Origin of the sequence: Sedimenticola selenatireducens (genome assembly GCF_007625115.1) — a bacterium.
Lineage (GTDB): Bacteria > Pseudomonadota > Gammaproteobacteria > Chromatiales > Chromatiaceae > Sedimenticola > Sedimenticola selenatireducens_A.
The window spans coordinates 71,223-97,559 of the sequence record NZ_VMNH01000004.1 but is presented as its reverse complement, the minus strand read 5'-3'; the positions used below and the strand labels follow the sequence as shown (position 1 = coordinate 97,559).

Genomic DNA, 26,337 nt, shown 5'->3' with positions numbered 1-26,337 from the left:
CCTACTCCTGGCGGGCTATCCATTCCTGGGAAATCAGCAGTTTATCCCCTGAATAGATGCTGCCGACAAAATGGTCGCCCTGCTTGAATGCACCTACACCTTTGGGTGTGCCGGTCATGATGATGTCGCCATCCTCAAGCGTGAATGAGCGAGAGATCTCTTCAACGAGATAACCGGGCTTGAAGATCATCAGATCATATCCACCTTGCTGGGTAAGTGCGCCATTGATGGTTAGCTCAAGTCTCAATGTCTCCACGGGGTCATTCAGTGAAACAAACTGACTGAAAACGGCAGCACGATTGAATGCCTTGGCGCGTTCCCAGGGAAGGCCCTTGCTCTTCAGTTCGTTCTGAACTTCACGGTTGGTCAGGTCAAGACCGAATCCCACACCCGCTATTATTCCAGCCATGATAAGCAAGGCGATCTCGCCTTCATAATGTAACGGCTGGACATCACCTGCATACAATTCGTCGCAGATGGCGGAGTTGGGTTTTAGAAAGATGACCGGAGAGGTCGGCACCTCATTATCCAATTCTTTCGCATGATCGACATAATTTCGACCAATGCAGACCACTTTAGATGGGGTGATTGACCGTTGGTCAATGAGTATGGTGTTCATCTGATTGCCTGGGTGATAATGATAAGTGGGACGATGACTCTAGCCAAACAGCAGGGCAGCAATGACCTTACGTCCCTCGGATGTCAGGATATTGTAGGTCCGGCAGGCGGCAGGGGTGTTCATTACCTCAACACCAATACCGGCATTTGTGAGTGATTGATAAAGGGCCGGCATGGGGAATTGCTGCTTTGGGCCTGTGCCAAGTACCACCAGGTCAGGTCGCATTTCGAGAATGGAGACGAAGTCGGCTTCTGTCAGTCCCTCAAAGGATTCCGGTTTCCAATCGGGGATGATTTGCTCAGCCATGATGACCAGGCTGCGGGTGAACTTTACACCATTCACCATCACACTCTCATCGGTGTAGGCTTGAATGATGTTTCCTATAGATTGATCGGCCACTGAAAATTTCATGGGGGCAAGATAGCAGGCTGCGGCAATCCCTGCAAAAAGAATAAATTCCCCTTAGTTGACAGTTTATTACATTGACATGGCTGTCGTCGCTCGGTTACGTTAAACCCTTTTTTCCACCCATTGAATCAATGAAGTAAACGAGGTCCCAGTGTCAACGCCCGAGATGGAAGATTTCAGCAGAATCAAACGCTTACCGCCCTATGTTTTCAATATCGTAAATGATTTGAAGGCGGCGGCGCGAGCGAGGGGCGAAGATATTATCGATTTCGGCATGGGAAATCCCGATCAACCGACCCCACAGCATATCGTGGATAAATTGGTTGAGGCGGCCCAGCGCAAGGATACACACCGCTATTCCATGTCCCGTGGTATACCTCGTCTACGCAAGGCGATCTGTAGCTGGTACAAAAAACGCTTTGATGTGACGCTCGATCCTGAGTCTCAGGCGATAGTCACCATCGGCTCCAAAGAGGGGCTGGCCCACTTGTCGTTGGCCTGCTTGGGGCCAGGTGATTCTGTGTTGGTGCCAAACCCTGCCTACCCGATACATCCCTATGGGTTTGTCATCGCCGGTGCTGATATTCGCCATGTCCCCCTGGTACCCGATGTTGACTTCTTTGATAAACTGGAAGAGGCAATTATCGATTCATGGCCCAAGCCAAAAATGTTGGTGCTTAACTTTCCGGGCAACCCTACCGGGCAGTGTGTGGATCTGGAGTTCTTTGAGAAAGTGATTGATATCGCCCGCCAGAACAATATATGGGTGGTGCATGACCTGGCCTATGCGGACATCGCCTTCGATGGTTATGTGGCGCCATCAATCCTGCAAGTAAAAGGTGCAGAAGATATCGCTGTAGAGTTTTTCTCACTCTCGAAGAGTTACAACATGCCGGGTTGGCGTGTTGGCTTCATGTGTGGAAACAAGGCCTTGGTGGCGGCATTGGCCAGAATGAAATCCTATCTGGATTACGGCATGTTTACACCGATACAAGTAGCCGCTATTCATGCGCTGGAAGGGCCGCAGGATTGCGTAAAGGAGATACGCGACATGTATCAACGTCGTCGTGATGTTCTTTGTGACGGTTTGAACGCCGCGGGATGGCAGGTAGAAAAACCTAAGGCTACCATGTTTGTCTGGGCAAAAATTCCTGAGCAGTACCTGGCAATGGGTTCTTTGGAGTTTTCCAAGAAAGTGTTGCTGGAAGCAAAAGTGGCTGTTGCGCCCGGTATTGGCTTTGGCCAGCACGGTGATGATTATGTGCGCTTTGGTCTGATTGAGAACGAACATCGAACTAGACAGGCCGTACGCGGCATTCGTGAGATGATTCGTAAAGACGCCAAACTGGCGGAAGCGTGAAAATGTCTTCATAGAGCAGCAGTGCTCTGAAGTGAAAAGTTTTGGGAGAAAGTGTTTTGGAACCGGTCAAAGTAGGTTTATTGGGTTTAGGTACGGTAGGTGGCGGTACGGTCAATGTGTTGACCCGCAATGCGGCTGAGATTGCCCGTCGGGCAGGTCGTGGTATTCGAATCACCCATGCGGCAGCGCGCGAATTCAATGCGGAATCTATCAATGGTCTCGACCAGATAGAGATCACCGATGATGCCTTTCAAGTAGTCAACAATCCTGAGATTGAGATTGTCATCGAACTGATTGGGGGTTACTCGCCTGCATTGGAGTTGGTGCTCAAGGCAATTGAGAACGGCAAACATGTCGTCACCGCCAATAAGGCATTGATCGCCATGCACGGCAACGAGATTTTTGCAGCGGCTCAGGCGAATGGGGTGACGGTTGCCTTTGAGGCGGGTGTGGCAGGTGGTATACCCATTATCAAGGCGATTCGTGAAGGCTTGGCAGCCAACCAGATCGAGTGGGTTGCCGGTATTATCAATGGCACCGGTAACTTTATTCTCAGCGAAATGCGTGACAAGGGCCGGGATTTCGATGATGTCCTAGCCGAGGCGCAGGCCTTGGGCTACGCAGAAGCCGATCCTACCTTCGATGTCGAAGGTATCGACGCCGCTCACAAGCTGACCATTCTCAGCTCCATTGCCTTTGGCATTCCGTTGCAGTTTGACAAGACCTACACGGAAGGCATCACCCGCATCGAACGTCAAGATGTGGTGTTTGCTGAAGAGTTGGGTTATCGCATTAAGCATCTGGGTATAGCCCATAAGACCGCCAAAGGCATCGAGATGCGGGTACATCCCACGTTGATTCCTGAGCGTCGTCTGATCGCCAATGTTGATGGTGTGATGAATGCCGTGTTGGTGAAGGGTGATGCTGTCGGTCCCACGCTTTACTACGGTGCGGGTGCGGGGGCTGAGCCGACGGCCTCTGCGGTGGTGGCTGATGTAGTCGATGTCGTGCGTGCCCTGACCACGGACCCAGAGAATCGTGTCCCGCATCTGGCGTTCCAGCCCAATGAGTTGTCTGATCTGCAGATACTCGGCATGGATGATGTGGAGACGGCCTACTATCTGCGCATGCAGGTGGCGGATGAGTTGGGCGTGATGGCGGAGATTACCCGTATTCTGGCCGATTCAGCGATCAGCATTGAGGCGATCCAACAGAAAGAGCCTGCCGAGGGTGATACCCAGGTTTCGCTGATTATGCTGACCCATGAAGTACTGGAGCGACAGATGAATGAGGCGATCAGCAAGATCGAAGCCCTTCCCTCAGTCACCGGAAATGTCATGCGTATTCGAATGGAGCAGCTTGAAGGCTGATCCCTGTTGTATGATCGTGAGGCCGTGGATATAACGTTAAAAAGACGTTGATCCACGGCCTTTTTATTTTTACTGGATAGCCATGAAAAAAGCGGCACTGAACATTCATTTGATTGTCCCCGGTTTACTTGGACCTATGCCTGCTCTAGACCAGTTGGGAGGCGAGCTTCGTTTGCCCCATCTGGAACGGTTGTTTGCAAAAGGCCATCAGGTAAAACATCCTGGTAAAGATCTTGAGTCTACGCTGTTCAATCTTTTTGGAATCAGTGCAGATGAGAAATCTAATCTGCCTACGGCGGCCTATCGACGGATAGGTGATGGCGGCAGTGTCGATGAACGCTACTGGCTTCAGCTAAGTCCAGTCTATCTTAGACCTGATCAAGACAGACTGTTGGTATTTGATGTTGAAGACTTGGGCTTCACTGAGGCAGAAGCAAGCGCGCTGGCTGAACTGTTCAATGCACATTTTACTGAAGAGGGGTGGTGTATCGATCCATTGCACCTCCACCGTTGGTATCTGCCGCTGGAATCAAAACCGGATCTGAAGACCTATGAATTGACGGATGTCTTTGGTCGCAACATGGATCTGTTTTTACCAGAGGGTGAAGAGGGCATCAAATGGCATGGCGTGCTGAATGAGATTCAGATGCTCTTCTACACAGCGGAAATTAATGACCGCCGAGAGTCTGAAGGGAAAGGGGCTATCAGTGGGCTGTGGATTTCTGGGGGTGGCCAACTTGCCGCACGTTGTGCAACCTCAATCACTGCCTTGTATGGGCGGGACCCCTTGTTACTGGGATTAGCCCGCGCAACAAATCTCTCCATCAGTGATAGTCCTGAAGAGGCCGCCACACTCTATGACTTAGAGGGAGAGGTGCTGGTACATGTCGATCGCTTGCAACGCTCCGTTCTCTGTGCAGATCCAGACCGTTGGCGAAATGAGATGGTTGCACTTGATGATTGGCTGGCTCCTCTGATTGACGGGATAAAAAATGGAAAGGTTGATCGTATTCTCCTCTATACCTGTAATGGTCGGCAGTACCAAATAGACCGATCAGCACTGCGTCGTTTCTGGAAGCGTAGCCGGTCGATCATGGCGCGATTGGATGACAACAGTAGCGTGAGACAGCATGGGCAACGCTTATAGCTACTCATCTGTCGGCTTTCTCCAGCTGCGTCTATTGATCGTATAACTGGCGCTGTCTCCGCTAAAGGGCAGCATGAGCATGCCCCCAATCCGTTCAACCTTGCTGGGATCACGAAAGTGGTCAATACCGATAGTCATCCCTTCATGGCCAGCACGGGGTTGTGCCTTGTAAGTGCCAAACAGCCTGTCCCACCAGGGAAGGTTAAAACCGAAGTTGCTGTTGGTTTCATCATCCTCTACAGAGTGATGTACACGATGCATGTCCGGTGTCACAACAAACAGTCGTAATACCTTATCGACAGCAACTGGAAGTTTCAGATTGCCATGATTAAACATGGCCGTTGCATTGAGCAGTATCTCAAAAATTATCACGCCAACCACAGGCGGCCCCAATAGCAAAATAGTGGCAAACTTGATCAGCATCGAAAGCACAATCTCGATGGGATGAAAGCGGGCACCCGTTGTCACGTCGTAATCCATGTCCGCGTGATGCACACGATGCAGTCGCCATAACAGCGGCACCGCATGCACCATGACATGTTGCAGATAGATAACCCCGTCCATCAGGATGACGGTGATTACCGCAGAAAGAACCAGTGGTATCTGGTAATAATTGAACAATCCCCACCCTTGTTGCTGCGCAAAGAGGGCGACACCCACAGCAGCCGCGGGAAAGAGCAGCCGCAAGACCAATGAGTTGAGAAAGGTCAGGCCGAGATTATTTAGCCAGCGCATTGTCTTGGGTTGGGTCAATTTTCTTCGAGGTGATTTGATCTCCCACAGGGCAACGGCCAGTAACATGCCAAAGAAAAAAATCAGTCTGATTGGTATCTCATTGCCGAGGATGAAACTGTTCCAGTTCATGATCTTAGTAATTACTCCAGGTTGCCATGGTAAAATCCTTCGTTTGCTTAATGGTATACCTAGGTGAAAAATTATGCGCGGACTTGAATTAACATCATGCGCTGCAATACGCATAAAAAATATAGATAAAACAATAAGATGTTTTAACTGTATATTTCCGATTACAAGAGTACGATCGATATCCGAGCAATTTAATGTGTAAATTGCCTTGCAATGAATAAGGGATTATCCTGATAGGAATTAATAGTTAGGGATGATACATGTCACTTAAATAGGCTCATAAGGGGAGTTTTAGTTCATTGCGTCACACCAGCTTCCTAAGTAAGTTCTCCCCGAAGTATTCCCTATGCTAACGAGAGCGCAAAAAACACACCGGTATTATCACATCACTATTCCGGTGGCCCTTTTCTGTTTCTGGACGGTTTCCACACTTCATGGTTTCGTCGCGTATGGTCTGGTGAAACCTTCTACCTATGTCGTTCCCACACTCGTAGCACTGGCAGTCGGCACTTTAGTCGGTTATCTCTTTACCCTACGTAAAGCGCTTCAGGTAACCAGTGAGCAGTTTCGTGCCATTGCCGATCAAGCACAGGAGTTTGTCTATCTGCGTAGAGTGGATGGCGTTTATGACTATGTCTCACCGTCGTGTGCTGAGATAACGGGATACTCTGTCGATGACTTCTACCGTCGTCCGAGTCTGATGGATCAACTGATTTACCCGGAAGATCTTCCCCTGTGGCAAAACCATGTACATAGCGTCAACGAAGGGGGCGCTAACGACAGTTTTGATATCCGGCTGAGAACGGTAGACGGTCGTATCAAATGGATCAATCATATCTGTATGCCTATCTATGATGAACAGGGAAAACAGACAGGCGTGCGTTCAACCAATCTGGATATCACTGCACGTAAAGAGGGTGAAGATAAGTTACGACAGGCATCTAGCATCTTTATGCATGTGACTGAGGGTGTGGTAATCACGGATGCAGCGATAAAGGTTGTGGCGGTAAATCAGGCTTTTTGTGATATCAGTGGATATGCAGAAGATGAACTGCTGGGTAATACACCTCGGACCTGGCGATCGCAGCAGCAGGATGACGCGTTTTACCAAGCGATGTGGAATTCAATCAATTCCAAAAAACAGTGGCGTGGTGAAATTATAAACCGCCGTAAAAATGGCGATCTCTATCCCGCTTGGCTTACTATCAGTGCTGTGAGCGATGAGCGTGGTCGCATTACCAATTATGTATCCATTGTCTCCGACATCAGCAATATTAAACAGTCCCAGGAACGTATTGAGTATCTTGCCCATCATGATGTGTTGACAGGCCTGCCCAATCGTCATCTGCTGAATGATCGATTAGAACACGCGATACAGAGGGCACATCGTAACAAGACGCAGGTCGCGGTCATGTTTTTGGATTTGGATAATTTTAAATCCATCAACGAAGGATTAGGCCATCCAGTTGGCGACAAGGTTTTGAAGGTGGCGGCTGATCGTCTGGACCAGGTGGTGCGGGATGAGGATACCGTTGCACGTATTGCCGGCGATGAATTTTCTATTATTCTGGAAGATATTGTCGATACAGAAAGCGTGGCAATACTCGCCAGTAATATTTTAGCGGCCTATGCATCACCGTTCAATATTGACCATCATGAGCTTCATGTCAGTGCCAGTATAGGTATTAGCCTCTATCCCGATGATGGTGATGATGTTACCAGTCTGGTCAAGAACGCAGATGCCGCAATGCATCAGGCAAAAGATAAAGGGAAGGGGTGCTACTGTTTTTACACGCAAGCCCTGACCAGCGCCGCACTTGAACGGTTGTATCTGGAAAATCAGTTACGGAAGGCGCTGGGGCAGGATGAATTCCAACTCTTCTATCAGCCACAATATGCACTCAATACAGGTAAACTGATTGGTGCGGAGGCATTGATACGTTGGCAAAACAAAGAGTTGGGTTTGGTCTCGCCGGACAGGTTTATACCATTGGCTGAAAGCACAGGACTGATTCTTCCTATTGGGGAGTGGGTACTTTATGAGGCGTGCAGGCAGATCAAAACTTGGCATGATGACGGGTTAGACTTGCCCAGAATGGGCGTCAATGTGGCCGGCCAGCAAGTGCAACACGGCGATATTGTGCATACGGTAAAGCGCGTTCTGGAAGCAACCAGTCTAGATCCAATGTACCTTGAGTTGGAGATAACAGAGAGCTTTATCATGCGGCAGGCAGAGGAGGCGATCTCCACGCTGCGTGCACTCAAAGAGCTGGGCGTTACACTGGCAATCGATGATTTCGGTACCGGTTATTCCTCACTCAGTTATTTGAAAATCCTACCCATCAATAAACTGAAAGTAGATCGCTCATTTGTAAAAGACATCCCCAATGACAAGAACAGCGAAGCCATTGTTCGAGCCGTAATCGTGCTTGGAAAAAGCCTGCAACTGGAAGTCATCGCCGAAGGTGTCGAGACAGATGCACAGGAAGCCTTTCTGAAATCAGAAGCCTGTGATGAAGTGCAGGGTTTCTATTACAGTCGTCCCGTACCGGCAGATGAATTCACCAAGATTCTACAGCTATCAATGGAGTCTGTTTCTGAAGCATGCGCCACTGATGATTGAGGTGAGCGAACGATCAGTCTATGCATGGAACTGATTCCCCCAAGCCCGGTTCTTTGATAGCCTATCGAAAAATTAGGGATTATCCTCTCTGGCAGGATGCTGAACACCTTCCCCATACCTACATATTGCCGTGTTGGTCTAATCAAGGCGGTTAATAGCCTACTCGCGTGGGCACGTCTTTGTGCCCACCCAACTTGTCTTTCGACTACAAGTAAAAACTGTCGACGCATCTGGTAATGATCATGTCGTCCTTAATCGCTGGGAAGGCAGTAACGTAGATCTGGTTATATACTTTGTTGGCAATTCAAACTGGGGCATCATATTTTTTTGGGTCAGAGTCAATACCTTCCTGATTTGATTTGTGACTGCCAGTAAATAAACATGGATGCCCACTAACTCGCATTGATTTCAATATATGTCCAGCATTACATAGGTTGATCGCAGTTTGCTAAGTGATGATCCCAACTTCTCAATCGATATGGCTGCAGTATCTCCTGCCTCCGAGGGGGGGATGGTTATATTGGGCGTCTGCATCTTTTATAGCCACCTGTAAGTGTCTATTTATGGAAGAAAGGTGTATTAGCTTCTAAACTGGTCGTTAACGTCTAATTTGTAATTCAGGGAATAACGCTATGAGTTCAATGATAGAAGGTCCAGATGGAAGGCTCCGCTGTCTTTGGTGTGGTGCCGCTCCGGAGTTTTTTGATTATCACGATACTGAATGGGGATATCCGGTAAGTGATGACCAGCGGCTGTTTGAGAAGTTGTGTCTCGAAAGTTTTCAGTCGGGTCTGAGTTGGCGCACCATCCTGGCCAAGCGTGAAAACTTTCGTAAGGCATTTCAGCATTTTGATTTTAACAAGGTTGCTCGTTATACCCAGAAAGACGTTGAGCGCTTGCTTAAAGACGAAGGGATCGTCCGGCATCGCGGAAAGATCGAAGCAGTAATTAATAATGCCCAGCGAGCAAAGGAGTTGGTTAAACAGGAAGGCTCACTGTCGGCTTATATCTGGCGTTTTGAACCTGATGCAAAACAGCTTGCGGAACCGCAGTCGGCTTCTACATCAGTGGAATCAATCGCGTTGTCTAAGGATCTGAAGAAACGGGGTTGGAAATTTGTTGGACCCACTACAGTCTATGCTTTCATGCAAGCCATGGGTTTGATCAATGATCATGTCGAGGGTTGTGTGATCAGGGATAAGGTTGGGCGCGCACGCAAGCGCTTCAAACGACCGGGTAGCTGATTGATCGCTTGATCATTGACGCAAGTGGTGTAATGGATTAATCAAATAATCTGTTTAATCCATTGTTGTTTGCTCTCTTCTTGCCTTATTTGTCGCCAAGCTCCTTTATCAAAGCAGCCAAGAAGCGTCCTGCCTCACCGCCTGTGACTGCTCTATGATCAAAGGTGAGTGACAGTGGTAACAGTCGATGCACGGCGGGTTTTCCGTCAACCGGTACGACAGCGTCATAACAGAGACCTGCACCCAATATAGCCACGGTGGGCGGTATGACAATGGGATTGGCATGGCGTCCGGCAATGGTGCCGAAGTTGGATAGGGTAAAGGTGTTTCCCCGAAGTTGATCTGCCGGTATGGATCGATCTGAAACGGATTTTTTCAGATCATTCAAACGTATACGCAGTTGTGCGGTTGAGTATTGCCCAACGTCTGAGATAACTGGGACGAAGAGCCCATCAGTTGTATCGACGGCAATACCCAGGTGGACCTTCTTGAGCAGTCGCCGGCCTACGGCGTGGGCGTCGTACCAGGCGTTAAGGGAAGGTTCCGCTTCACAGGCGGCGAGGATCGCCTGGATCAGTCGAACGGTAAAATCTTCGTCTGTCTTCCAGTGCTGTATATCGACCACATCGCAGAGTGTCACCGGTACAACTTCGGCATGGGCTTGTGCCATGCTGCGAGCCATGGCGCGACGCACACCCCGTAGCAACTCCATGGGGCCAACCTCTGCCAGGATCTTGGCAACCCGCTGCACATCCCCGGCGGTGATGGTGTCTTTGGGGCCAGTGGGGGTCACAATGGAGAGATCCACATCGAGTTGTTTGGCCAGTGCCCTGACAGCCGGTGTGGCTTTGGCGCCACTGCTCTGATTTACACCCAGGCGGGCCGCTTTTTCTTCGATGACCTGTGAGCCACTCTTGACCTCTCCGACCACCGTGCCACTGTCCTGCTTGACTGGTTTTATAGGTGAAGTAGGGGATTCGGTCGCACCTTCCACCTTGAATTCAACCAGTGGATCACCGACTTGAATAATGTCCCCATCATCACCAAATGTTTTAGTGATGATACCGGCCTCCGGAGAGGGTATCTCCACGATGGCCTTGGCGGTCTCTACAGAGAGCAGCAGTTGTCCCTGTGTCACCTCATCACCCGGTTTAACCTGCCAGGAGACGATCTCCGCTTCCTGAAGTCCTTCGCCAAGATCGGGTAAATTGAATAGTTTCATGCATACTCCAAGGTCTCTCTGACCGCTTGAATGATGCGTTCGGTGCTGGGCATGTAGTATTTTTCCAGCCGGAACATCGGCATGACGGTATCGTAGCCGGATACCCGGCGTATGGGTGCGAATAGCGACATCAGACCCTCTTCTGCCAGACGGGCGGAAATTTCCGAGCCGACACTGCAGGTGCGGGCGGCCTCTTGCACGATGACGCAGCGCCCGGTGCGGCCAACCGATTCCAGAATGGTTTCCATGTCGATAGGCTTGATGGTTGCCAGGTCGATCACCTCGGCCTCAACCCCTTCTGTTGCCAGTTGTTCGGCGGCGAGCTGTGTTTCATGCAACATGGCCCCCCAACTGACCAACGTGATGTCATTACCGGGACGTAGCACGAAACAGGTATCTAGCGGCAGTGCTTCGCCGTTGTCTTTTACCGATTGTTTCATCAGGCGATAGACCCGCTTGGGTTCCAAAAATACCACCGGGTCCGGATCTCGAATAGCCGCCAGTAGCAGTCCATACGCCCTGGCTGGAGAGGAGGGGATCACGACGCGCAAGCCAGGGATATGGGCAAACATCGCCTCGGTGCTTTCAGAGTGATGCTCTGGGGCGTGTATGCCGCCGCCATAGGGCGCCCTTAACACCATCGGACAACTGAGACGACCGCGGGTACGATTACGCAGGCGTCCGGCATGGCTGATCATCTGGTCTATGGCGGGATAGATGAAGCCCATGAACTGAATCTCTGCCACAGGATGAAGCCCCTGCGCTGCCATACCCACCGCGATACCGGCGATCATATTTTCTGCCAAGGGGGTATCCAGCACGCGCTCTTGGCCGAATTTATCCAGTAATCCAACCGTAGCGCGAAACACGCCGCCATTAATACCGATGTCTTCGCCGAGGACCACCATTGCGGGGTCCTGGTTCATCTCATAATGCATCGCCAGATTCACGGCATCGATCATTGTGATGTCTGACATGATGTCACTCCTTGCCCAGTAGAGACTGACGTTGGTTGGTCAGTTCATCGGGCAGTTCAGCATAGAGTGAATCAAACATGCTTGAAGGTGCCTGGGGTTCGCTATCAAGATATAGCCTTACCTCTTTCTCAATGTCGTCTTTGCATTGTGCCAGCAGTTGTTTTTCCTGATCATCAGACCAGATGCCGCGTTGGTTCATGAACACCTTTAGCCGTGGTATCGGATCAAACTTGCGCTGGGCCTCTAACTCTTCATCACTGCGATACCGGGTGGCATCATCCGCTGTGGTGTGATGACAGAGTCGGTAACTAATGGCCTCAATCAGCGTAGGCCCGCCACCGCTACGCGCGTTTTCGATGGCTTCGGCAACATGGTGACGTACCGCGATCGGATCATTACCATCAATCTGAATGCCTGGAATACCCGCTGCAATCGCCTTCTGTGCCAGGGTTTCGGTTTTTGATTGCATGGCTCGGGGAACGGAGATGGCCCACTGGTTATTGTTGATGACAAATACCAGGGGAAGGTTCCAGACACCAGCCAGGTTGATCGCTTCATAGAAGTCGCCCTTTGATGTACCGCCATCACCCAGGATACAGACCACCACTCGAGGCTCTTTACGATATTTAACAGCAAAGGCGGCGCCGGCAGCATGGGTGGCATGGGTTGAGATGGGCACACAGATAGGGAAGTCATCCCCTACTTCAGGATTGCTCATGCCCCGTTCGTCTCCACCCCAGTAGAGCAGCAGGTCATACACTCGGAATCCTCGAAAGAAGAGGGCACCGCTCTCACGAAAACTGGGTGTGATAATGTCGTTGGGCTGCATGGCATGCCCCACGCCTGCACCGATTGCCTCTTGACCCAGTGATGAGGCGAATGTGCCTATCTGCCCAGTACGCTGTAAGTTGACCGCCCGTTCATCGTAGAGACGGGTGAACAGCATGTTTCGGTAAAGTGCATGTATGGTTTTCGTATCATCTGCCAGTGGTGGCAGTTCACCCTCCGGTTCTCCATTGGGTTGAAGATACTGGTAGTAGTCCACTTTGAATGATGCCGTCTTATTCAAAACTGACCTCCTTTGCTATAAGCACCCAAGCCGTGCCTAAATGAAGATCTGTGCGTATCCTATTGTTGATAGTTTTTCAGATCTTGACTGATTCCCCCGTGACATGGTTTTTAAGTTGATGTGGCCAATAAATCCTTATCACTAGTCTAGTACATCCATTCCATATGGGTGGAAAAGAACAGGATTGGTAGGGGTGGTTTAACAGGCACATTTTACGAACTGAAGTATTACTACAGGGTATAATCGGCAGATGATTACCTTCGAGACACTCTCCGCTTTTCTGTCAACCTCAGCACTGATTTCATTGGCAGAGCTTGGTGATAAGAGCCAATTAGTCTGTATGACCCTGGCGGCTCGACATCGACACTGGCCAGTATTATTAGGTGCTGTAACAGCATTTACCCTACTCAATATTCTAGCGGTTCTGTTTGGTGCTAGCGTGGCGGCTTGGGTTCCTGAAAGGGTCATGGCCGGTGTCGTTGCCGTTCTTTTTTGTGGTTTTGGTGTTCACGCGTTGTATAGCGCAAATGCTGAAGAAGCAACGGATGTAAAGGAGAAAGCGAGTCGTGGCATATTTTTTACGACTTTTCTATTGATTTTTGTAGCCGAGTTTGGGGATAAGACCCAGATTGCAGTGGCTGCGCTGGCGGGTAGTTTGGCGCCTCTTCCCGTCTGGGCCGGCGCCACGGTAGCATTGGCGTTCACGTCGGCGTTGGGCGTCTGGGCCGGTCGAACGCTGTTGCAACGTTTACCAATACACTGGTTGCATAGGATCAGTGGAGTGATGTTTATAGGATTTGGATTGTTTGCGGCTTGGCATTCGTTTGTTTGAATGGCATTAGCAGCGGTTTTATTTCTGGGGTATTTGTGTCAATTGATTCGGTTTATGCGCCGGACAGCCATGGGACGGTTAGCAAACGTATTGATCAACCAGACTCTGAAAATGCAATGATGGTAACGATGCCTTGCACAGTGTTTTTTCCAGTGTTGTGATAACTGTGGCCGATATTTCCCTTGAAATGTGCGCTGTCTCCTTTGCTTAGGGGAATATGCTGTCCTGCTACCTCAAGCGTGAGCGATCCGTTCAGAATATGCAGATACTCCTCACTTCCGGGTGGGTGTGGTTTACCTACATAGGTTGATTTAGCTTTTAGGGTAAATATCTGCTGACTGTAGGCGGGGTTAGTCATGGGTGAGACTGTAGTGGCCCGATAGTTTCCATCGCCTGATTCCACTCGGCCCATATCGGCATCTCTAATCATTTCCACCCGGTCATGTTGTTTTTCTAGCAGATCATCAATGGTGCAGTTTAGCGCCACCGCAATCTTGTAGACCGCTGCCAAGCTGGGATTGGACTCATCCTTTTCTATGGTTGCCAGCGTGGCACGGGGGATGTTGGCAGTATCCGCCAATTGCTGTTGGGTGATATTGCGTCGGGCGCGCAACTCTCTGATCCGGTTTCCGACAAGGTTACTGATCATCCAGACGATTCCTCGCGTTACAAGCATGATGATATAAGAACAAGATTGTTGCTATTTTGTTTTTTTTGTTGACAAATAGCAAGGGCAAAGACAAAATGACAACATAAATGTTGATGAACGAGATAATCCATCTGGTTCTTATGGAAAATAAAAAAATCTATTGAGAGGTAAGAATAGATGCCTGTAATAAACCGCTATATTGATATTGACCAGGTCGAAAAAGAGGCTAAAAAGGACTATATCGATCGTCATTCGCCCTTTATTCATTGTGCTGAACAGGCCAATCAAGGGGAAGTATTTAAAGTAACTGTTCGCATGGGTAATGAATATGCCCATCCTGATGACCATGATCATTATATTCGTTCCGTTCAGCTCTATAATGGGCAGACGCTGTTAGCTGAAGCCAGTTTCCCCCCGGGTTCGCTGGGTGGAAATGGCGCTAAGGGTAATGCAGAGGTAACCTTCAGTGTTGTTCCAACCTCGAGCAAGTTGAAATTGAGTGCTATGGCTTACTGCACAAAGCATGGCCTGTGGGAGAGTGATCCGGTAGAGGTCGCGGTTGCCTGATTGCCGGGTAAACAGATATACAATTTTCTGTATTCAAGCAGAGAAGATTACCTTTTTAAGACAATAAACATAGACAAAATTGGAGACATAGAATGAGTGTACTCGTAGCGAAACAAGCACCTGATTTCACCGCCATGGCTGTTATGCCTGATAACTCTTTTGAAGAGCTGACACTCTCCAACTACAAAGGAAAGTATGTGGTGATGTTTTTCTATCCACTGGACTTCACCTTTGTCTGTCCATCGGAGCTGATCGCCTTTAACCATCGCCTGGAAGAGTTTAAAAAGCGCAATGTTGAGGTGATTGGTGTCTCTATTGACTCACACTTCTCCCATCTGGCCTGGAAGAATACCGCAATCAATAATGGCGGTATTGGTAATGTTCAATACCCGTTGGTCGCAGATATCTCTAAAGAGGTGACGGCTGCTTATGATATGACTACCGGTCCAGGTATTGCCCTGCGCGGCTCTTTCCTGATTGATAAAGAGGGTGTGGTTCAGCATCAGGTGGTTAATAACCTGCCTCTGGGTCGTGACATCGATGAGATGCTGCGTATGGTTGATGCGCTGCAGTTCACCGAAGAGCATGGTGAGGTTTGTCCGGCGGGTTGGAAGCAGGGTGAAGCGGGTATGAAGGGTTCCACTGAAGGTGTGGCTGAGTATCTGGCAGAGCATGCAGAGACCCTCTAGTTTTTGGGTTCTTGTCGTTTTGTGTTGAGGGCCGCATAACAATGCGGCCCTTGATGCGCTACTCCTCTAGCGTTATCTACCAATCCGTTTGGGTTGTGCGTTATCTAAAATGACCTGCTCACTGTGCTGAGTGGTCGAGATCTACAAGGGCTTGAAGGACATTGAGCCTGCATCCAATTTGCCGGAGGACAGGCGTCATGATACTCCCGGATCTACTGGAAGGGCGGCTGATCCGACGCTACAAGCGTTTTCTTGCCGACATACGACTCGTAGACGGGTCAGAAGTCATTGCCCATTGTCCTAATACTGGTTCCATGAGAAATTGCGCCGAACCTGGCAGCAGAGTTTGGGTCAGCGATGTTACTTCACCCAGCCGTAAGCTTAGATATCGATGGGAATTGGTTGAGGTTGAAGGTCGGTTTCTCGCCTGCATTGATACAGGTCTGGCGAATCATCTGGTTAAAGAAGCGATACAGTCAGATCAAATCCCTGCGCTTAGCGGTTATAGTGGTATTCAGACGGAGCGTCCCTACGGTGAGGAAAAGAGCCGCATTGATTTGCTGCTGACTGGGCAAGATCGACCCGATTGCTATGTTGAGGTCAAAAACGTGACCTTGATGGGTGAGGGAGGGCAGGGGTATTTTCCGGATGCGGTTACGGCACGTGGTAGTAAACATTTACGGGAATTAATGTCCGTGATCAAGGCAGGTGGCCGCGCAATTCTCTACTATAATGTAGCGCACACTGGAATCAATCAGCTTTCACCCGCTAGGGCGATTGACCCTGTTTATGCGGATATTCTGGAAGAAGCCGTGCATTACGGTTTGGAGGTGATGGCTTATGGTGTTGATATTTCGACAAAAGCGATGAGTGTAGGCCAACCAATTCCCTTTAGTCTGACTGCAGATGAATTGGCTGAGTGATCTGCAGGAAAGATAAGAATTAACTAATCTGCTTTTTCATTGATATAGATCATTTCCTTGTAGTGTAGTATAAAATCCTTGTTAAACAACGAGTTATATATTATTTTTGACTGATAAAGCGCATATTTTGACTTGACAAATATCACTTATCAGTGTCTTATAAGCCCAATTTTGGGGAATAACCTGATAAAGAGTCAGGTTTGAATATCAGAGTCTGGTAATTTTTTTTAACTTTGTTACGTAAGGGGGGTTCATGGACGCCGTAGCTGAACAGAAGTACGACCTGGGAGTTGTACGCTGGTTCACCGTCATGGCTACAGTCTACCTGTTGGTAGGCGCTACCGTCGGGGTGTATATCGCCTCGGAGTTGGCCTGGCCGGTGCTCAATTTTGATTTACCGTACATCACGTTCGGGCGCCTGCGTCCACTCCATACTAATGCAGTGATCTTTGCCTTTGGCGGCTGCGTTTTGATGGCGACCGCTTTCTACTCGGTACAACGTACCTGCGGTGTCCGTCTTTGGAGTAATAAGCTGGCCTGGTTTACTTTCATTGGTTGGAATCTGATTATCGTTTCTGCGGTTATCACCCTGCCATTGGGTCTTACCAGTGGTAAAGAGTACGCTGAACTGGAGTGGCCGATCGATATTGCCATTGCGGTGGTATGGCTCTCTTACACCATCAACTTCATTATGACGATTGCAAACCGCAAGAGCTCGCACATCTATGTGTCGAACTGGTTCTTCCTCGGCATGATGATCATGATTACCTATCTGCACGTTGTGAACAGCCTGGCAATACCGGTCGGCATGTTTAAATCCTACTCCATTTTCTCGGGTGTGCAGGATGCGATGATTCAGTGGTGGTGGGGCCATAACGCGGTTGGTTTCTATCTGACAGCGGGCTTCCTCGGTATCATGTATTACTTCGTACCGAAGCAGGCAGGTCGCCCTGTCTACTCTTATCGTCTTTCAGTAATTCACTTCTGGGCGTTGATGTTCGGTTATGTCTGGCTGGGTGCGCATCATCTGCAGTATACGGCGCTACCTGACTGGACGGGGTCATTGGGTGCGGCTATCTCCTTGGCCATGATCATCCCGTCCTGGGGTGGTGCGGTTAACGGTATGATGACGCTCTCCGGTGCCTGGGACAAACTGCGTACTGACTATGTCCTGCGCTTCCTGATCATGTCACTGGCCTTCTATGCCATGTCCACCTTCGAAGGTCCGGTCATGTCAATCAAGACCGTGAATGCGCTCTCTCATTACACCGACTGGACGGTTGGTCACGTTCACTCTGGCGCATTGGGTTGGGTTGCCATGGTAGGTATTGGCGCGATCTATCACCTGATGACCAAAGTTTTCCATGTGCAGATGTGGTCTACCAGTCTGATCAATGCTCATTTCTGGACTGCAACCATCGGTACCGTGATATACATCGTTGCCATGTGGGTATCTGGAATTATGCAAGGTCTGATGTGGCGTGCTTATGATGAGTATGGCACCTTGGCCTATACCTTTGCTGAGTCTGTTGAATCGATGCATCCCTACTATGCTATGCGCGCCATTGGCGGCATGGTCTTCCTGTCGGGCGTAGCACTGATGCTGATCAATGTCATCATGACAGTGATTCAAGCTAATGCTCAGGGTAGCGTGCAGCAGGCACGCACCGCAACCGCTGCGGCTACTGCATAAGGGGAGTATAAAAATGGCTATGCAAGAAAAAATGGAAAGAAACATCTGGGCCATGCTGATTGTTACAGCATTGGTGCTCAGTGTGGGTGGTCTCGTTGAAATTGTGCCGCTGTTCTATCTGAAGAGCACCATGGAGTACAACCAGCATCCGGAAATTTTGTGGCAGCGTAAAACCGAACAGGCGTTGAGCGATCATAAACCTGGCGATGGTATGCGTCCCTATTCCGCTTTGGAATTGGCTGGACGTGACATCTATGTACGTGAGGGTTGCTATCTCTGTCACTCACAGATGATTCGTCCCTTCCGTGATGAAAAGGAACGCTATGGTCACTACTCGCTGGCTTCTGAGTCTATGTACGATCACCCATTCCAATGGGGTTCCAAACGTACTGGACCTGACGTTGCTCGACTGGGTGGAAAATACTCCGATGACTGGCATCGCAAGCATCTGCGTGCGCCCCGCTCTGTTGTGCCTGAGTCGGTCATGCCTAACTATCCTTGGCTACAACATGCAGAGTTAGATGGTGAGACGATGCAATCGCACATGCTCGGTATGCAGCGCATCGGTGTTCCATACACTGACGCTGATATTGAAGCTGCGCCTGCACTTCTCAAGGGCAAGACCGAAGAGGATGCTGTAGTCGCATTCCTCCAGGTGCTTGGAACGATGGTCAAGCTGGACGAAAGCAAGGTCTATCGTGAATAGTCTTATGGACTATTTTTCTACTGACTTACAGGCGATGACCACCAACGACTGGGTGGGCACCATCCTAACCGTGGTCATCTTCCTGTTAATGCTTGGTCTATATGTTTATGTATTGCGTCCAAACAAGCGGGAGCACTTCGAAAAACAGAAGCATATCCCTCTGGATGACGACGAACAGATAAATAGCGGAGATAAAAATGGCGGATAACAATCCTTTTCCCGGTGAAAATAACACCGGACATATCTGGGACGATAATCTGCGAGAACTCGACAACCCAGCACCTCGCTGGTGGATGATCGCCTTCTGGGCATCCATCCTTTGGGTGATTGGTTATGCGATTCTCTACCCGATGATTCCTGGACTTTCGGGTTTTACCAAGGGTGTTATGGGCTGGACCCAGATAGGTGAGTACAAAGAGGGTCTTGATGAAGTCGAGATGGTTCGTGGCGAATTTGAAGCCAAGCTGAAAGGCATGACTGCAAAAGAGATTCTTGCTGATGAGGGTCTTTCCAGCTACACGGTCGCTTCTGCCAAGGTACTGTTTGGTGATAACTGCGCGGCCTGTCATGGTGCAGGTGGACAGGGTGGTCCTGGTTATCCGGTTATTGCGGATGATGACTGGCTGTATGGTGGTTCTGTTGAGGTCCTGGAGCAGACCATCGCCAATGGCCGTATGGGTGTCATGCCTTCTCATGCCAAGTTGCTCTCTGATGAGGAAGTTGACAAGTTGGCGACTGCGATTATGTCCGGCAATCCTACTGCTGAGCCCCTGTTCATGAGTAAGGCCTGTTTCGCCTGTCATGGTCCGGATGGTAAGGGTATGCAGGCGCTGGGTTCAGCTAATCTCACAGACTCTGTGTGGCGCTTTGCGGAAGAGGATCAATTGGCCAGTGTCAAGTTGACCATCAAGCACGGTGTGAATGATACGTCTGATCCGATGTCTCGTAATGCTGTTATGCCTAAGTTTGGCGATCGTCTGTCGAAAGATGAGATCAAGAAGTTGGCGGTTTATGTATACAAACTCGGTGGTGGCCAATAAGCGATAGCCGAGCCATGCTGCATGGGGTCTGTGCCCCATGCAGTAGCAACATTCAAGTAATCAGTATCTGGGGAGGTATACGATGAATGTGGATGCAGTAGCGGTAGCGGCGATTGTCGCAGTGGTACTTTGTTTGGTGATCGTAGGTTATATCGGCGTGAAGATAAAACAGCAGATCGATAAGGATGCTCAGTCCCACAAAGAGTAGCGTCTGGATTATTAAAGACGCATAAAGAGGGGGGTGAACCCCCTTTTTTATTGGTGATATAATTCAGTTTGAATATTGATAAATCGCATTTTTTAATACCCTTCCTTTCAGTAGACTGTTACACGAAATCTTGAAGCTGTTTGTTCCATATTGGAAGGATATATGAAGCAATCGCTGTGTGTAGCAGAGGAGTAATCTCGTTGAGCAACAGTCCACAATCAAAGCATGATGCTGTAGTCGATGAATTGTATGCGGAGGCGATCCACTGGAAGATCAACACGGGTGAAGAGAAGATTCATGCGAAGCGTATACCGGGTACCTGGCGCGCGTTGAAGTGGATCGCCAGTCTGGTATGGGTTCCGTTCTTTCTGGTGCCTTATCTTCGTTGGGATGATCGTCAGGCCATTCTTTTCGATATCCCGCATCGTCAGTTTCATCTGCTCGGTGTGACTATCCTGCCGCAAGATTTCTGGATGCTCTCACTGTTGTTACTGTTCTTTGCCATACTGCTGGCTGTTATAACCGCCCTTGCAGGGCGTGTATGGTGTGGGTTCTTCTGTTTTCAAACGGTTTGGACCGATGTTTTTACCTGGGTTGAGGAGAAGCTTGAAGGTCCACCGCAAAAGCGCATAAAGCTCGACCAGGGTGCACTCAATTTTACCAAGCTACGTATCAAGGTCACCAAACACGCGATCTGGTTGGTGGTCTCTGCATTAACCGGTATTTCCTTTGTTGCCTGGTTTATTGATGTCTATCAATTATGGGCAGATATATTCAGTTTTAACCTGGGTATTACGGCGGGTGTGACAATTCTGCTTTTTATTGGTGGTACCTATGGTCTTGCCGGCTACCTCAGAGAGCAGACCTGTTTCTGGTTATGTCCCTATGCCCGTATCCAGGGTGTTATGGTTGACAATACAACGGCGGTTCCAACTTATGATTTTCATCGTGGTGAACCGCGTGGACGCGTCAAGAAAGGGGTGAAGGACGCGGAGCGCACCACGGGCGATTGTGTCGATTGCAATCAGTGTGTCGCTGTCTGTCCGACGGGCGTTGATATTCGCCATGGACAGCAGGAAGGGTGCATAACATGTGCACTCTGCATCGATGCCTGTGATGCGGTAATGGAAAAGCTCGATCGTCCTAAAGGGTTGATACGTTATGAATCCCTGGATGTGTTGAACGGCAAGGAGGAGCGCCCTCTGCTAAAGCGTCCGCGTGTCTGGATTTACAGTTTAGTTCTACTATTCTCGCTTGCCGGTATCGGTTATGGCATGGCTTCTCTGGATGCCATCGAAATTAAGGTCATCCACTCCAGGCAGCCGCTTTATGTATTGCAGAGTGATGGATCGGTGCAGAATAAATATGTCATCAAGGTGCTAAACAAGATGACGGAGAAGCTGGATGTCACCATTACCGCTTCAGGTATTGACGGTATTGTGGTTGTGGGTACGGATGAGCCGGTGAGTGCCCGGAAAGGCATGGTAACACCTCGAACGGTTTTCGTGAGAATACCCCGAGAGAATATTAAAACAGAATCACAGCCGTTGACCTTTTATGCAGAGGCTACGGATAGCAGTGGTACTAAATTAAAAAGTGAACGCATCAGCGTGTTCATTGGTCCGAAATAATAGTCACTTCACCCGCCTGTTTGCGAGTGAGGAATTGAGTAGAGATGAGAAAGTGATTGAGATGACAGAGAAGCAATCGCCTTGGCGTAATCCCTGGGTACTGGGGTGGATTGGTTTATTGGTGGTTTTTGTTATGGCAAACTTTGTCATGATCTATCTTGCCATTGATCGAAATCCTGGCTTGGTTGTGGATGATTATTATGAGCGTGGCCAGGATTATGAAAAAAACATGCTGAAGCGTCAGGCCCGTAATCCGGGTTGGAAGATGAAGATAAAGGCTCCAGAGTTTGTTGATGTGGCTGTCCCGGCGCGTTTTAGTATCAAAATAGTCGATAAGCAGGGTTACCCCGTATCTCCTGATTCAGTCACCTTTTATGCCTATCGTCCTGCGAATGTAGACCTGGATTTTTCTGTTCCAATGCAGGTGATTGATTCGGGGGTTTATGAGGCCGAAATCAGCTTTCCTAACCTTGGTGTGTGGGATATTCTCGTCAGTGCAAAACAGGGCGATGATGAATATAACCAGTCGCATCGAATCAGTGCCGGGGTCAAGTGATCTTGGTTAAGTCATCTTCGCCGGGCTGTTTTTTTCTCGTTACACCATCTGGCTGGTATCATGCCAATTACTAATTGAAATCTTTTGTCTTAGATTCCCCTTTTGCTAGTGAGTGGCATAGGGAATCTGCGGCTTAAGGGAGTGATACCTGTTGAGCGCTGAATCCCCCAAGGCCTGTTTTCACTGTACCTTGCCTATAGAGGCAAGCGAAGAGGTGACGGCTGAAATTAAAGGGAAGCAGCAGAGCTTCTGCTGTAATGGGTGCAAGTCTGTCTGTGAGGCCATTTATGCATCCGGGCTTGAAGGTTTCTATCAACGGATGTATGACGGTACCCAGCTCGCCCCACCGCCTGATCTCCCCAAAGAACTTGCCCTGTACGATATGGATGAGGTTCAGGAGGAATTTGTTGATGATCTGGGGCAGATACGTGATATCCACTTGTTGGTTGATGGGATTCATTGTGCCGCTTGTGTCTGGTTGATTGAACACTCATTGCTTAATCTTGCCGGTGTAAAAGCCGCACGGGTTAATCTTACCGGCCGGCGTCTCCATGTCACCTGGGACAACAGCCGATTGAAGCTCTCAGCGATTATTCGCAGGTTGGGGCAGATCGGCTATGCGGCCGTGCCCTATGATCCTGAAGCGGCAGAGGATCGCCTCAGGCTGGAAAATAGACATTTGCTTTATCGTATGGGATTTGCCGGGTTCACCATGATGAACTTGCTGTGGATCTCCATTGCTCTCTACAGTGGTGCCGATAAAGGCGAGTTTCGCACCCTGTTTCAGTGGGTCGGATTTGCTCTTGCGACACCGACGTTGATCTATTCAGGTTACCCCTTTTTTAAAGGGGCCTGGTCTGGTTTGCGGCATCTTCATCTCGGTATGGATGTGCCAATAGCGATCGGGGCCAGTATCACTTATCTCTACTCTATCTATGTCATGCTGAGTGGGTCTGGTACGGCGGAAGTCTATTACGACACGGTGGTCAATTTCATTTTCGTCATTTTGGTCGGGCGTTATTTAGAGGCGATATCGAAACGACAAGCTGTGGCATCAACTCAACGCTTACTTGATCTGCAACCCCGGGTAGCGACCCTGTTAATCCCGGAGGGCGAGAAAGTCGTTCCGATCCGATCTGTTAAACAGGGCGATCGGGTATTGGTGAGGCCGGGTGAGCGTGTTCCTGTCGATGGCTTGATCGTTGAGGGTCATAGCGCTGTTGATGAGTCCATGCTGACGGGGGAGTCGGTGTCGGTCCAGAAGGGGCCAGATATGTCTGTATCGGCGGGAACCATCAATGGACATGGTGCACTGCAAGTGAGTGTGACTGGGTTACTCAAGGACAGTGCCTTAGGTCGCATCATTCGACTGGTGGAAGAGGCCCAGGCGAGTAAGGCGCCAATACAGTGTGTGGCTGATCGCATTGTCCCCTGGTTTGTCGCTATTACCATTGGGTTGGCCTGTGCAACATTCTTCTGGTGGTGGGATACTGATTTTGAACTCGCGCTGATGGCGGCAACAGCCGTTTTGATCATCACCTGTCCCTGCGCGTTTGGTTTGGCAACACCCATGTCAATTGCAGTGGCTACCGGGCTCGGCGCGCGCTATGGCATCTTGATCAGAAATGGCGATGTGCTAGAGCGTTTTTCATCCATTGATCACTTTGTATTTGATAAAACCGGGACGTTAACAAAAGGGCAGATGCAAGTGACTTCTCTACAGATGGGGAGACAGGTTTGGATGCCGGGTGAAACTCCACCTGAGACAGCACGCAAACTGCTTGGGCAGTTGCTGGCGGTGGAGCAATTTTCAGAACACTCTATTGCTGAAGCCTTGGTTAATTGTGCCGAGTTGATCGGTGTAAAGCGGAATCAGTTTCAGGTGAGTGAGTTTGTAAATCGTCCCGGCTATGGCGTCTCTGCTCAAGTAGAGGGTGAGACGGTGTTGATAGGTAACCACACCTGGTTAGTGCAGAACGGTGTGGAGATGCAATCTGATCTTGAGCAGGCGGCCAGTGAGCTGGATAAGCTTGGGGTGGGTTCAATACGTTGTGCGATCAATGATAAAGAGGTTGCGTTGATCGGTGTTGAAGATCCGATCAGGCAGGACGCTGCAGGATTGGTGTCGGATCTAAAGGCTTCAGGTATGAAGCTTTCGATGCTCAGTGGTGACAGGCAAGCAACAGCTGAGGCGATAGCGCAACGGCTAGGCGGCATGCCTGTCATTGCGGAAGTGCTACCGGAGCAGAAAGATCAGGTGATTGATCAACTACAACAACATGGTCAACGCGTGGCCATGGTAGGGGACGGTGTCAATGATGCCCCTGCACTGGTGCGTGCTGATGTCGGCATCGCCTTGGGCTCGGGTACGGATGTCTCGATTGCCAGTGCCGATATTGTGCTAATGAGTAATGAACTGGATAAGGTACGCCTGGCTTCGGCACTATCCCGTAGAACCCTGCGCACAATCCGGCAGAATATTGGGCTCTCTATCGCGTATAATATTATTATGATTCCCTTGGCGATGTCTGCCTTGGTCACCCCATTGGTGGCGGCGATATCAATGCCGATCAGCTCTCTGCTGGTGATTGGCAATGCGGCGCGGATACGCACCCTATTCAGAGGTATACGCTAATGCTGGTGAATGAATGCGCAGGAGCCGCAGTATGGATGTGATCTATGGTTTGATCCCAGGCATGTTAATTCTGGGCCTGGTCGGTGTGGCGGTTTTTTTCTGGGCTGCCCGAAGCGGACAGTTTGAAGACCTGGAAGGGGAGGCGAATCGTATTCTGATGGATGATGATTTAACGGAGCATCATCAGAATGCCTCAGTAGATGAGGAAAAATTGACTGAATCCGATCAGCCACCTGAAGAGGAAAAGCGATCATGAATCTGAATGATCCATTCGGGCGTGTTGAACAGAAAAAGCAGGGTAGTTACGATTCCCTACGCCGATCATTGATTGAGGCTGGAGTAACTACCCGTGCCCAGGCCGAAGGGGTCATGCAGGGGATGCGAAAACGCGCCATCGTTATTTTGTTGTTAGTAGGCTTTATAACGATTGTCGCCGTGTTCTTCTTTCCTTCAATCAGTGCGTTGGTCATAGTGCTAGCTGTTATTATCCTCTTTTGGCTGTTAGTCACTACGCTGAATGGTTTTAATTTCGTGAAGCGCTATGTGAAAGACGAGCTGTCAGAGTAATCAGTTACTGAGTTGCAGTGGTTTTAGCACTTTAGAATAGTCACTTGGATTGACATACTGAATCACCTCTTTCCCCTCTGGATTGACGGCAATATCCATGCCTTTGGAGGGATAGAGCCAGTGAGTAATCGTTGACTCGGGCTCTGATGCTTTGCTCTCCGGCTCACCGAATCGTTTTGCAATCAACAACTCTTCAAGATCAACCGCGGGTAAATAGGTAATATAACGAATCCGCTCATTTGCCAGTGTTGCCATATCCTCATTAGAGAGTTCGACCTTACGGGTGCCATTTCCCATTTTGCTGATTCGTTCACCCCGTTCAAACATCTGCTTTGCCAGCATCTCTGGCAATTCCATATTCAACACGATATCGGCCCGTATGCCACTGAGATAGAGACGTTGAAAATAGACCTCCACAACATACCGATTCTCAGGGGTTAAAAAAAGGTTGGCTTTCCCTTGATCCTGGAAGCTTTCACGTGCTTGTTCGAGAGTGCTCTCGCCCAAGGTTATTCCAAACACCGACAGTTTGCCCTGGCTATCTATCTGTACGATCCAGGGAAGTTTGGGATTTTCATTGACCGTGCGGCCCCCGGGTAACAGGATCGCGGCAGCCAGTGCAATTAAGCTGATGGCCAATATGCTGAGAAGAATCTTTCGGTCCACTTTATTACCTATCTGATAGTCTCTATGTAGAGGAGATAACTATCCTGTTGCGTTGTGAATTGTCATGTCACT

27 protein-coding genes are annotated in these 26,337 nt (G+C 49.4%); 19 read left to right on the top strand and 8 right to left on the bottom strand.

Annotated elements, in window-relative coordinates:
* Position 1: 1 nt before the first annotated feature.
* Together FHP88_RS02605 and FHP88_RS02600 are read right to left on the bottom strand one after the other, a co-directional pair.
* On the bottom strand, positions 2 to 619 hold the full coding sequence (locus FHP88_RS02605; protein ID WP_144357435.1) for a fumarylacetoacetate hydrolase family protein: 618 nt from the start codon (positions 617 to 619) through the stop codon (positions 2 to 4).
* A gap of 39 nt (positions 620 to 658) precedes the next feature.
* Positions 659 to 1,018: an Mth938-like domain-containing protein gene (locus FHP88_RS02600; RefSeq protein ID WP_260843141.1), complete on the bottom strand. Its 360-nt coding sequence runs from the start codon at positions 1,016 to 1,018 to the stop codon at positions 659 to 661.
* Positions 1,019 to 1,193: 175 nt separating this feature from the next.
* Between FHP88_RS02600 and alaC the strand changes: the two genes are divergently transcribed.
* The 3 genes from alaC to FHP88_RS02585 all read left to right on the top strand — a co-directional run bounded on the left by alaC (position 1,194) and on the right by FHP88_RS02585 (position 4,904).
* Entirely contained in the window at positions 1,194 to 2,387 is a 1,194-nt protein-coding gene (alaC, locus tag FHP88_RS02595) for an alanine transaminase (protein WP_144357653.1), read from the top strand.
* 56 nt (positions 2,388 to 2,443) lie between these two features.
* The gene (locus FHP88_RS02590; RefSeq protein ID WP_144357433.1) at positions 2,444 to 3,757 is read left to right on the top strand and encodes a homoserine dehydrogenase; all 1,314 of its coding nucleotides are present in this window, start codon (positions 2,444 to 2,446) and stop codon (positions 3,755 to 3,757) included.
* 82 nt (positions 3,758 to 3,839) lie between these two features.
* Entirely contained in the window at positions 3,840 to 4,904 is a 1,065-nt protein-coding gene (locus FHP88_RS02585; protein ID WP_144357432.1) for a hypothetical protein, read from the top strand.
* Here FHP88_RS02585 and FHP88_RS02580 read toward each other — a convergent pair whose 3' ends face one another.
* Positions 4,905 to 5,768 (bottom strand): sterol desaturase family protein, encoded by an 864-nt coding sequence (locus tag FHP88_RS02580; RefSeq protein WP_144357431.1) that lies wholly within the window; start codon positions 5,766 to 5,768, stop codon positions 4,905 to 4,907.
* 346 nt (positions 5,769 to 6,114) lie between these two features.
* On the opposite strand from FHP88_RS02580, the gene FHP88_RS02575 reads away from it, so the two are divergent.
* Together FHP88_RS02575 and FHP88_RS02570 are read left to right on the top strand one after the other, a co-directional pair.
* Positions 6,115 to 8,391: a putative bifunctional diguanylate cyclase/phosphodiesterase gene (locus tag FHP88_RS02575; protein ID WP_144357430.1), complete on the top strand. Its 2,277-nt coding sequence runs from the start codon at positions 6,115 to 6,117 to the stop codon at positions 8,389 to 8,391.
* A gap of 632 nt (positions 8,392 to 9,023) precedes the next feature.
* Complete coding sequence (locus tag FHP88_RS02570; protein WP_144357429.1) at positions 9,024 to 9,635, top strand: DNA-3-methyladenine glycosylase I; 612 nt, start codon at positions 9,024 to 9,026, stop codon at positions 9,633 to 9,635.
* A gap of 85 nt (positions 9,636 to 9,720) precedes the next feature.
* Here the strand turns inward: FHP88_RS02570 and FHP88_RS02565 are convergent, their stop codons facing one another.
* The 3 genes from FHP88_RS02565 to pdhA are packed head-to-tail and all read right to left on the bottom strand — an operon-like array spanning position 9,721 to position 12,903.
* Positions 9,721 to 10,857, bottom strand: coding sequence for a dihydrolipoamide acetyltransferase family protein (locus FHP88_RS02565; protein ID WP_144357428.1), 1,137 nt, complete (start codon positions 10,855 to 10,857; stop codon positions 9,721 to 9,723).
* The gene (locus FHP88_RS02560; RefSeq protein WP_144357427.1) at positions 10,854 to 11,834 is read right to left on the bottom strand and encodes an alpha-ketoacid dehydrogenase subunit beta; all 981 of its coding nucleotides are present in this window, start codon (positions 11,832 to 11,834) and stop codon (positions 10,854 to 10,856) included. Before FHP88_RS02560 ends, FHP88_RS02565 begins: the two co-directional genes overlap by 4 nt.
* Before the next feature lie 4 nt (positions 11,835 to 11,838).
* Positions 11,839 to 12,903: a pyruvate dehydrogenase (acetyl-transferring) E1 component subunit alpha gene (gene pdhA, locus FHP88_RS02555; protein WP_144357426.1), complete on the bottom strand. Its 1,065-nt coding sequence runs from the start codon at positions 12,901 to 12,903 to the stop codon at positions 11,839 to 11,841.
* A gap of 250 nt (positions 12,904 to 13,153) precedes the next feature.
* Between pdhA and FHP88_RS02550 the strand changes: the two genes are divergently transcribed.
* Positions 13,154 to 13,735, top strand: a complete 582-nt coding sequence (locus FHP88_RS02550) for a TMEM165/GDT1 family protein (RefSeq protein ID WP_144357425.1) — start codon at positions 13,154 to 13,156, stop codon at positions 13,733 to 13,735.
* Positions 13,736 to 13,829: 94 nt separating this feature from the next.
* Here the strand turns inward: FHP88_RS02550 and FHP88_RS02545 are convergent, their stop codons facing one another.
* Positions 13,830 to 14,384 (bottom strand): XRE family transcriptional regulator, encoded by a 555-nt coding sequence (locus FHP88_RS02545; RefSeq protein WP_186297571.1) that lies wholly within the window; start codon positions 14,382 to 14,384, stop codon positions 13,830 to 13,832.
* Between the two features lie 177 nt (positions 14,385 to 14,561).
* On the opposite strand from FHP88_RS02545, the gene FHP88_RS02540 reads away from it, so the two are divergent.
* The 13 genes from FHP88_RS02540 to FHP88_RS02485 all read left to right on the top strand — a co-directional run bounded on the left by FHP88_RS02540 (position 14,562) and on the right by FHP88_RS02485 (position 25,599).
* Positions 14,562 to 14,951, top strand: coding sequence for a class II SORL domain-containing protein (locus FHP88_RS02540; RefSeq protein WP_144357423.1), 390 nt, complete (start codon positions 14,562 to 14,564; stop codon positions 14,949 to 14,951).
* A gap of 92 nt (positions 14,952 to 15,043) precedes the next feature.
* A complete protein-coding gene (locus FHP88_RS02535) occupies positions 15,044 to 15,640 on the top strand; it encodes a peroxiredoxin (protein ID WP_144357422.1) in 597 nt (198 codons plus the stop codon).
* A 197-nt stretch (positions 15,641 to 15,837) separates the two neighbouring features.
* Complete coding sequence (gene sfsA / locus FHP88_RS02530) at positions 15,838 to 16,563, top strand: DNA/RNA nuclease SfsA (protein ID WP_144357421.1); 726 nt, start codon at positions 15,838 to 15,840, stop codon at positions 16,561 to 16,563.
* Between the two features lie 253 nt (positions 16,564 to 16,816).
* The gene (gene ccoN / locus FHP88_RS02525; RefSeq protein ID WP_144357420.1) at positions 16,817 to 18,256 is read left to right on the top strand and encodes a cytochrome-c oxidase, cbb3-type subunit I; all 1,440 of its coding nucleotides are present in this window, start codon (positions 16,817 to 16,819) and stop codon (positions 18,254 to 18,256) included.
* 13 nt (positions 18,257 to 18,269) lie between these two features.
* Entirely contained in the window at positions 18,270 to 18,962 is a 693-nt protein-coding gene (gene ccoO, locus FHP88_RS02520) for a cytochrome-c oxidase, cbb3-type subunit II (protein WP_144357419.1), read from the top strand.
* Entirely contained in the window at positions 18,955 to 19,170 is a 216-nt protein-coding gene (locus FHP88_RS02515; RefSeq protein ID WP_144357418.1) for a cbb3-type cytochrome c oxidase subunit 3, read from the top strand. Before ccoO ends, FHP88_RS02515 begins: the two co-directional genes overlap by 8 nt.
* Complete coding sequence (gene ccoP, locus FHP88_RS02510) at positions 19,160 to 20,002, top strand: cytochrome-c oxidase, cbb3-type subunit III (RefSeq protein ID WP_144357417.1); 843 nt, start codon at positions 19,160 to 19,162, stop codon at positions 20,000 to 20,002. The genes FHP88_RS02515 and ccoP overlap by 11 nt, the downstream gene beginning before the upstream one ends.
* An 82-nt stretch (positions 20,003 to 20,084) precedes the next feature.
* Positions 20,085 to 20,210, top strand: a complete 126-nt coding sequence (locus tag FHP88_RS19310) for a hypothetical protein (protein WP_260843140.1) — start codon at positions 20,085 to 20,087, stop codon at positions 20,208 to 20,210.
* Positions 20,211 to 20,410: 200 nt separating this feature from the next.
* On the top strand, positions 20,411 to 21,841 hold the full coding sequence (ccoG, locus tag FHP88_RS02505; protein ID WP_144357416.1) for a cytochrome c oxidase accessory protein CcoG: 1,431 nt from the start codon (positions 20,411 to 20,413) through the stop codon (positions 21,839 to 21,841).
* Positions 21,842 to 21,902: 61 nt separating this feature from the next.
* On the top strand, positions 21,903 to 22,397 hold the full coding sequence (locus FHP88_RS02500) for a FixH family protein (RefSeq protein WP_144357415.1): 495 nt from the start codon (positions 21,903 to 21,905) through the stop codon (positions 22,395 to 22,397).
* 151 nt (positions 22,398 to 22,548) lie between these two features.
* The gene (locus FHP88_RS02495; RefSeq protein WP_260843139.1) at positions 22,549 to 25,032 is read left to right on the top strand and encodes a heavy metal translocating P-type ATPase; all 2,484 of its coding nucleotides are present in this window, start codon (positions 22,549 to 22,551) and stop codon (positions 25,030 to 25,032) included.
* A gap of 31 nt (positions 25,033 to 25,063) precedes the next feature.
* Positions 25,064 to 25,288, top strand: coding sequence for a cbb3-type cytochrome oxidase assembly protein CcoS (ccoS, locus tag FHP88_RS02490; protein ID WP_144357413.1), 225 nt, complete (start codon positions 25,064 to 25,066; stop codon positions 25,286 to 25,288).
* The gene (locus FHP88_RS02485) at positions 25,285 to 25,599 is read left to right on the top strand and encodes a hypothetical protein (protein ID WP_144357412.1); all 315 of its coding nucleotides are present in this window, start codon (positions 25,285 to 25,287) and stop codon (positions 25,597 to 25,599) included. Before ccoS ends, FHP88_RS02485 begins: the two co-directional genes overlap by 4 nt.
* On the opposite strand, the gene FHP88_RS02480 is transcribed toward FHP88_RS02485, so the two are convergent.
* The gene (locus FHP88_RS02480) at positions 25,600 to 26,265 is read right to left on the bottom strand and encodes a hypothetical protein (protein ID WP_144357411.1); all 666 of its coding nucleotides are present in this window, start codon (positions 26,263 to 26,265) and stop codon (positions 25,600 to 25,602) included. It lies immediately after the preceding gene.
* Positions 26,266 to 26,337: the final 72 nt, after the last annotated feature.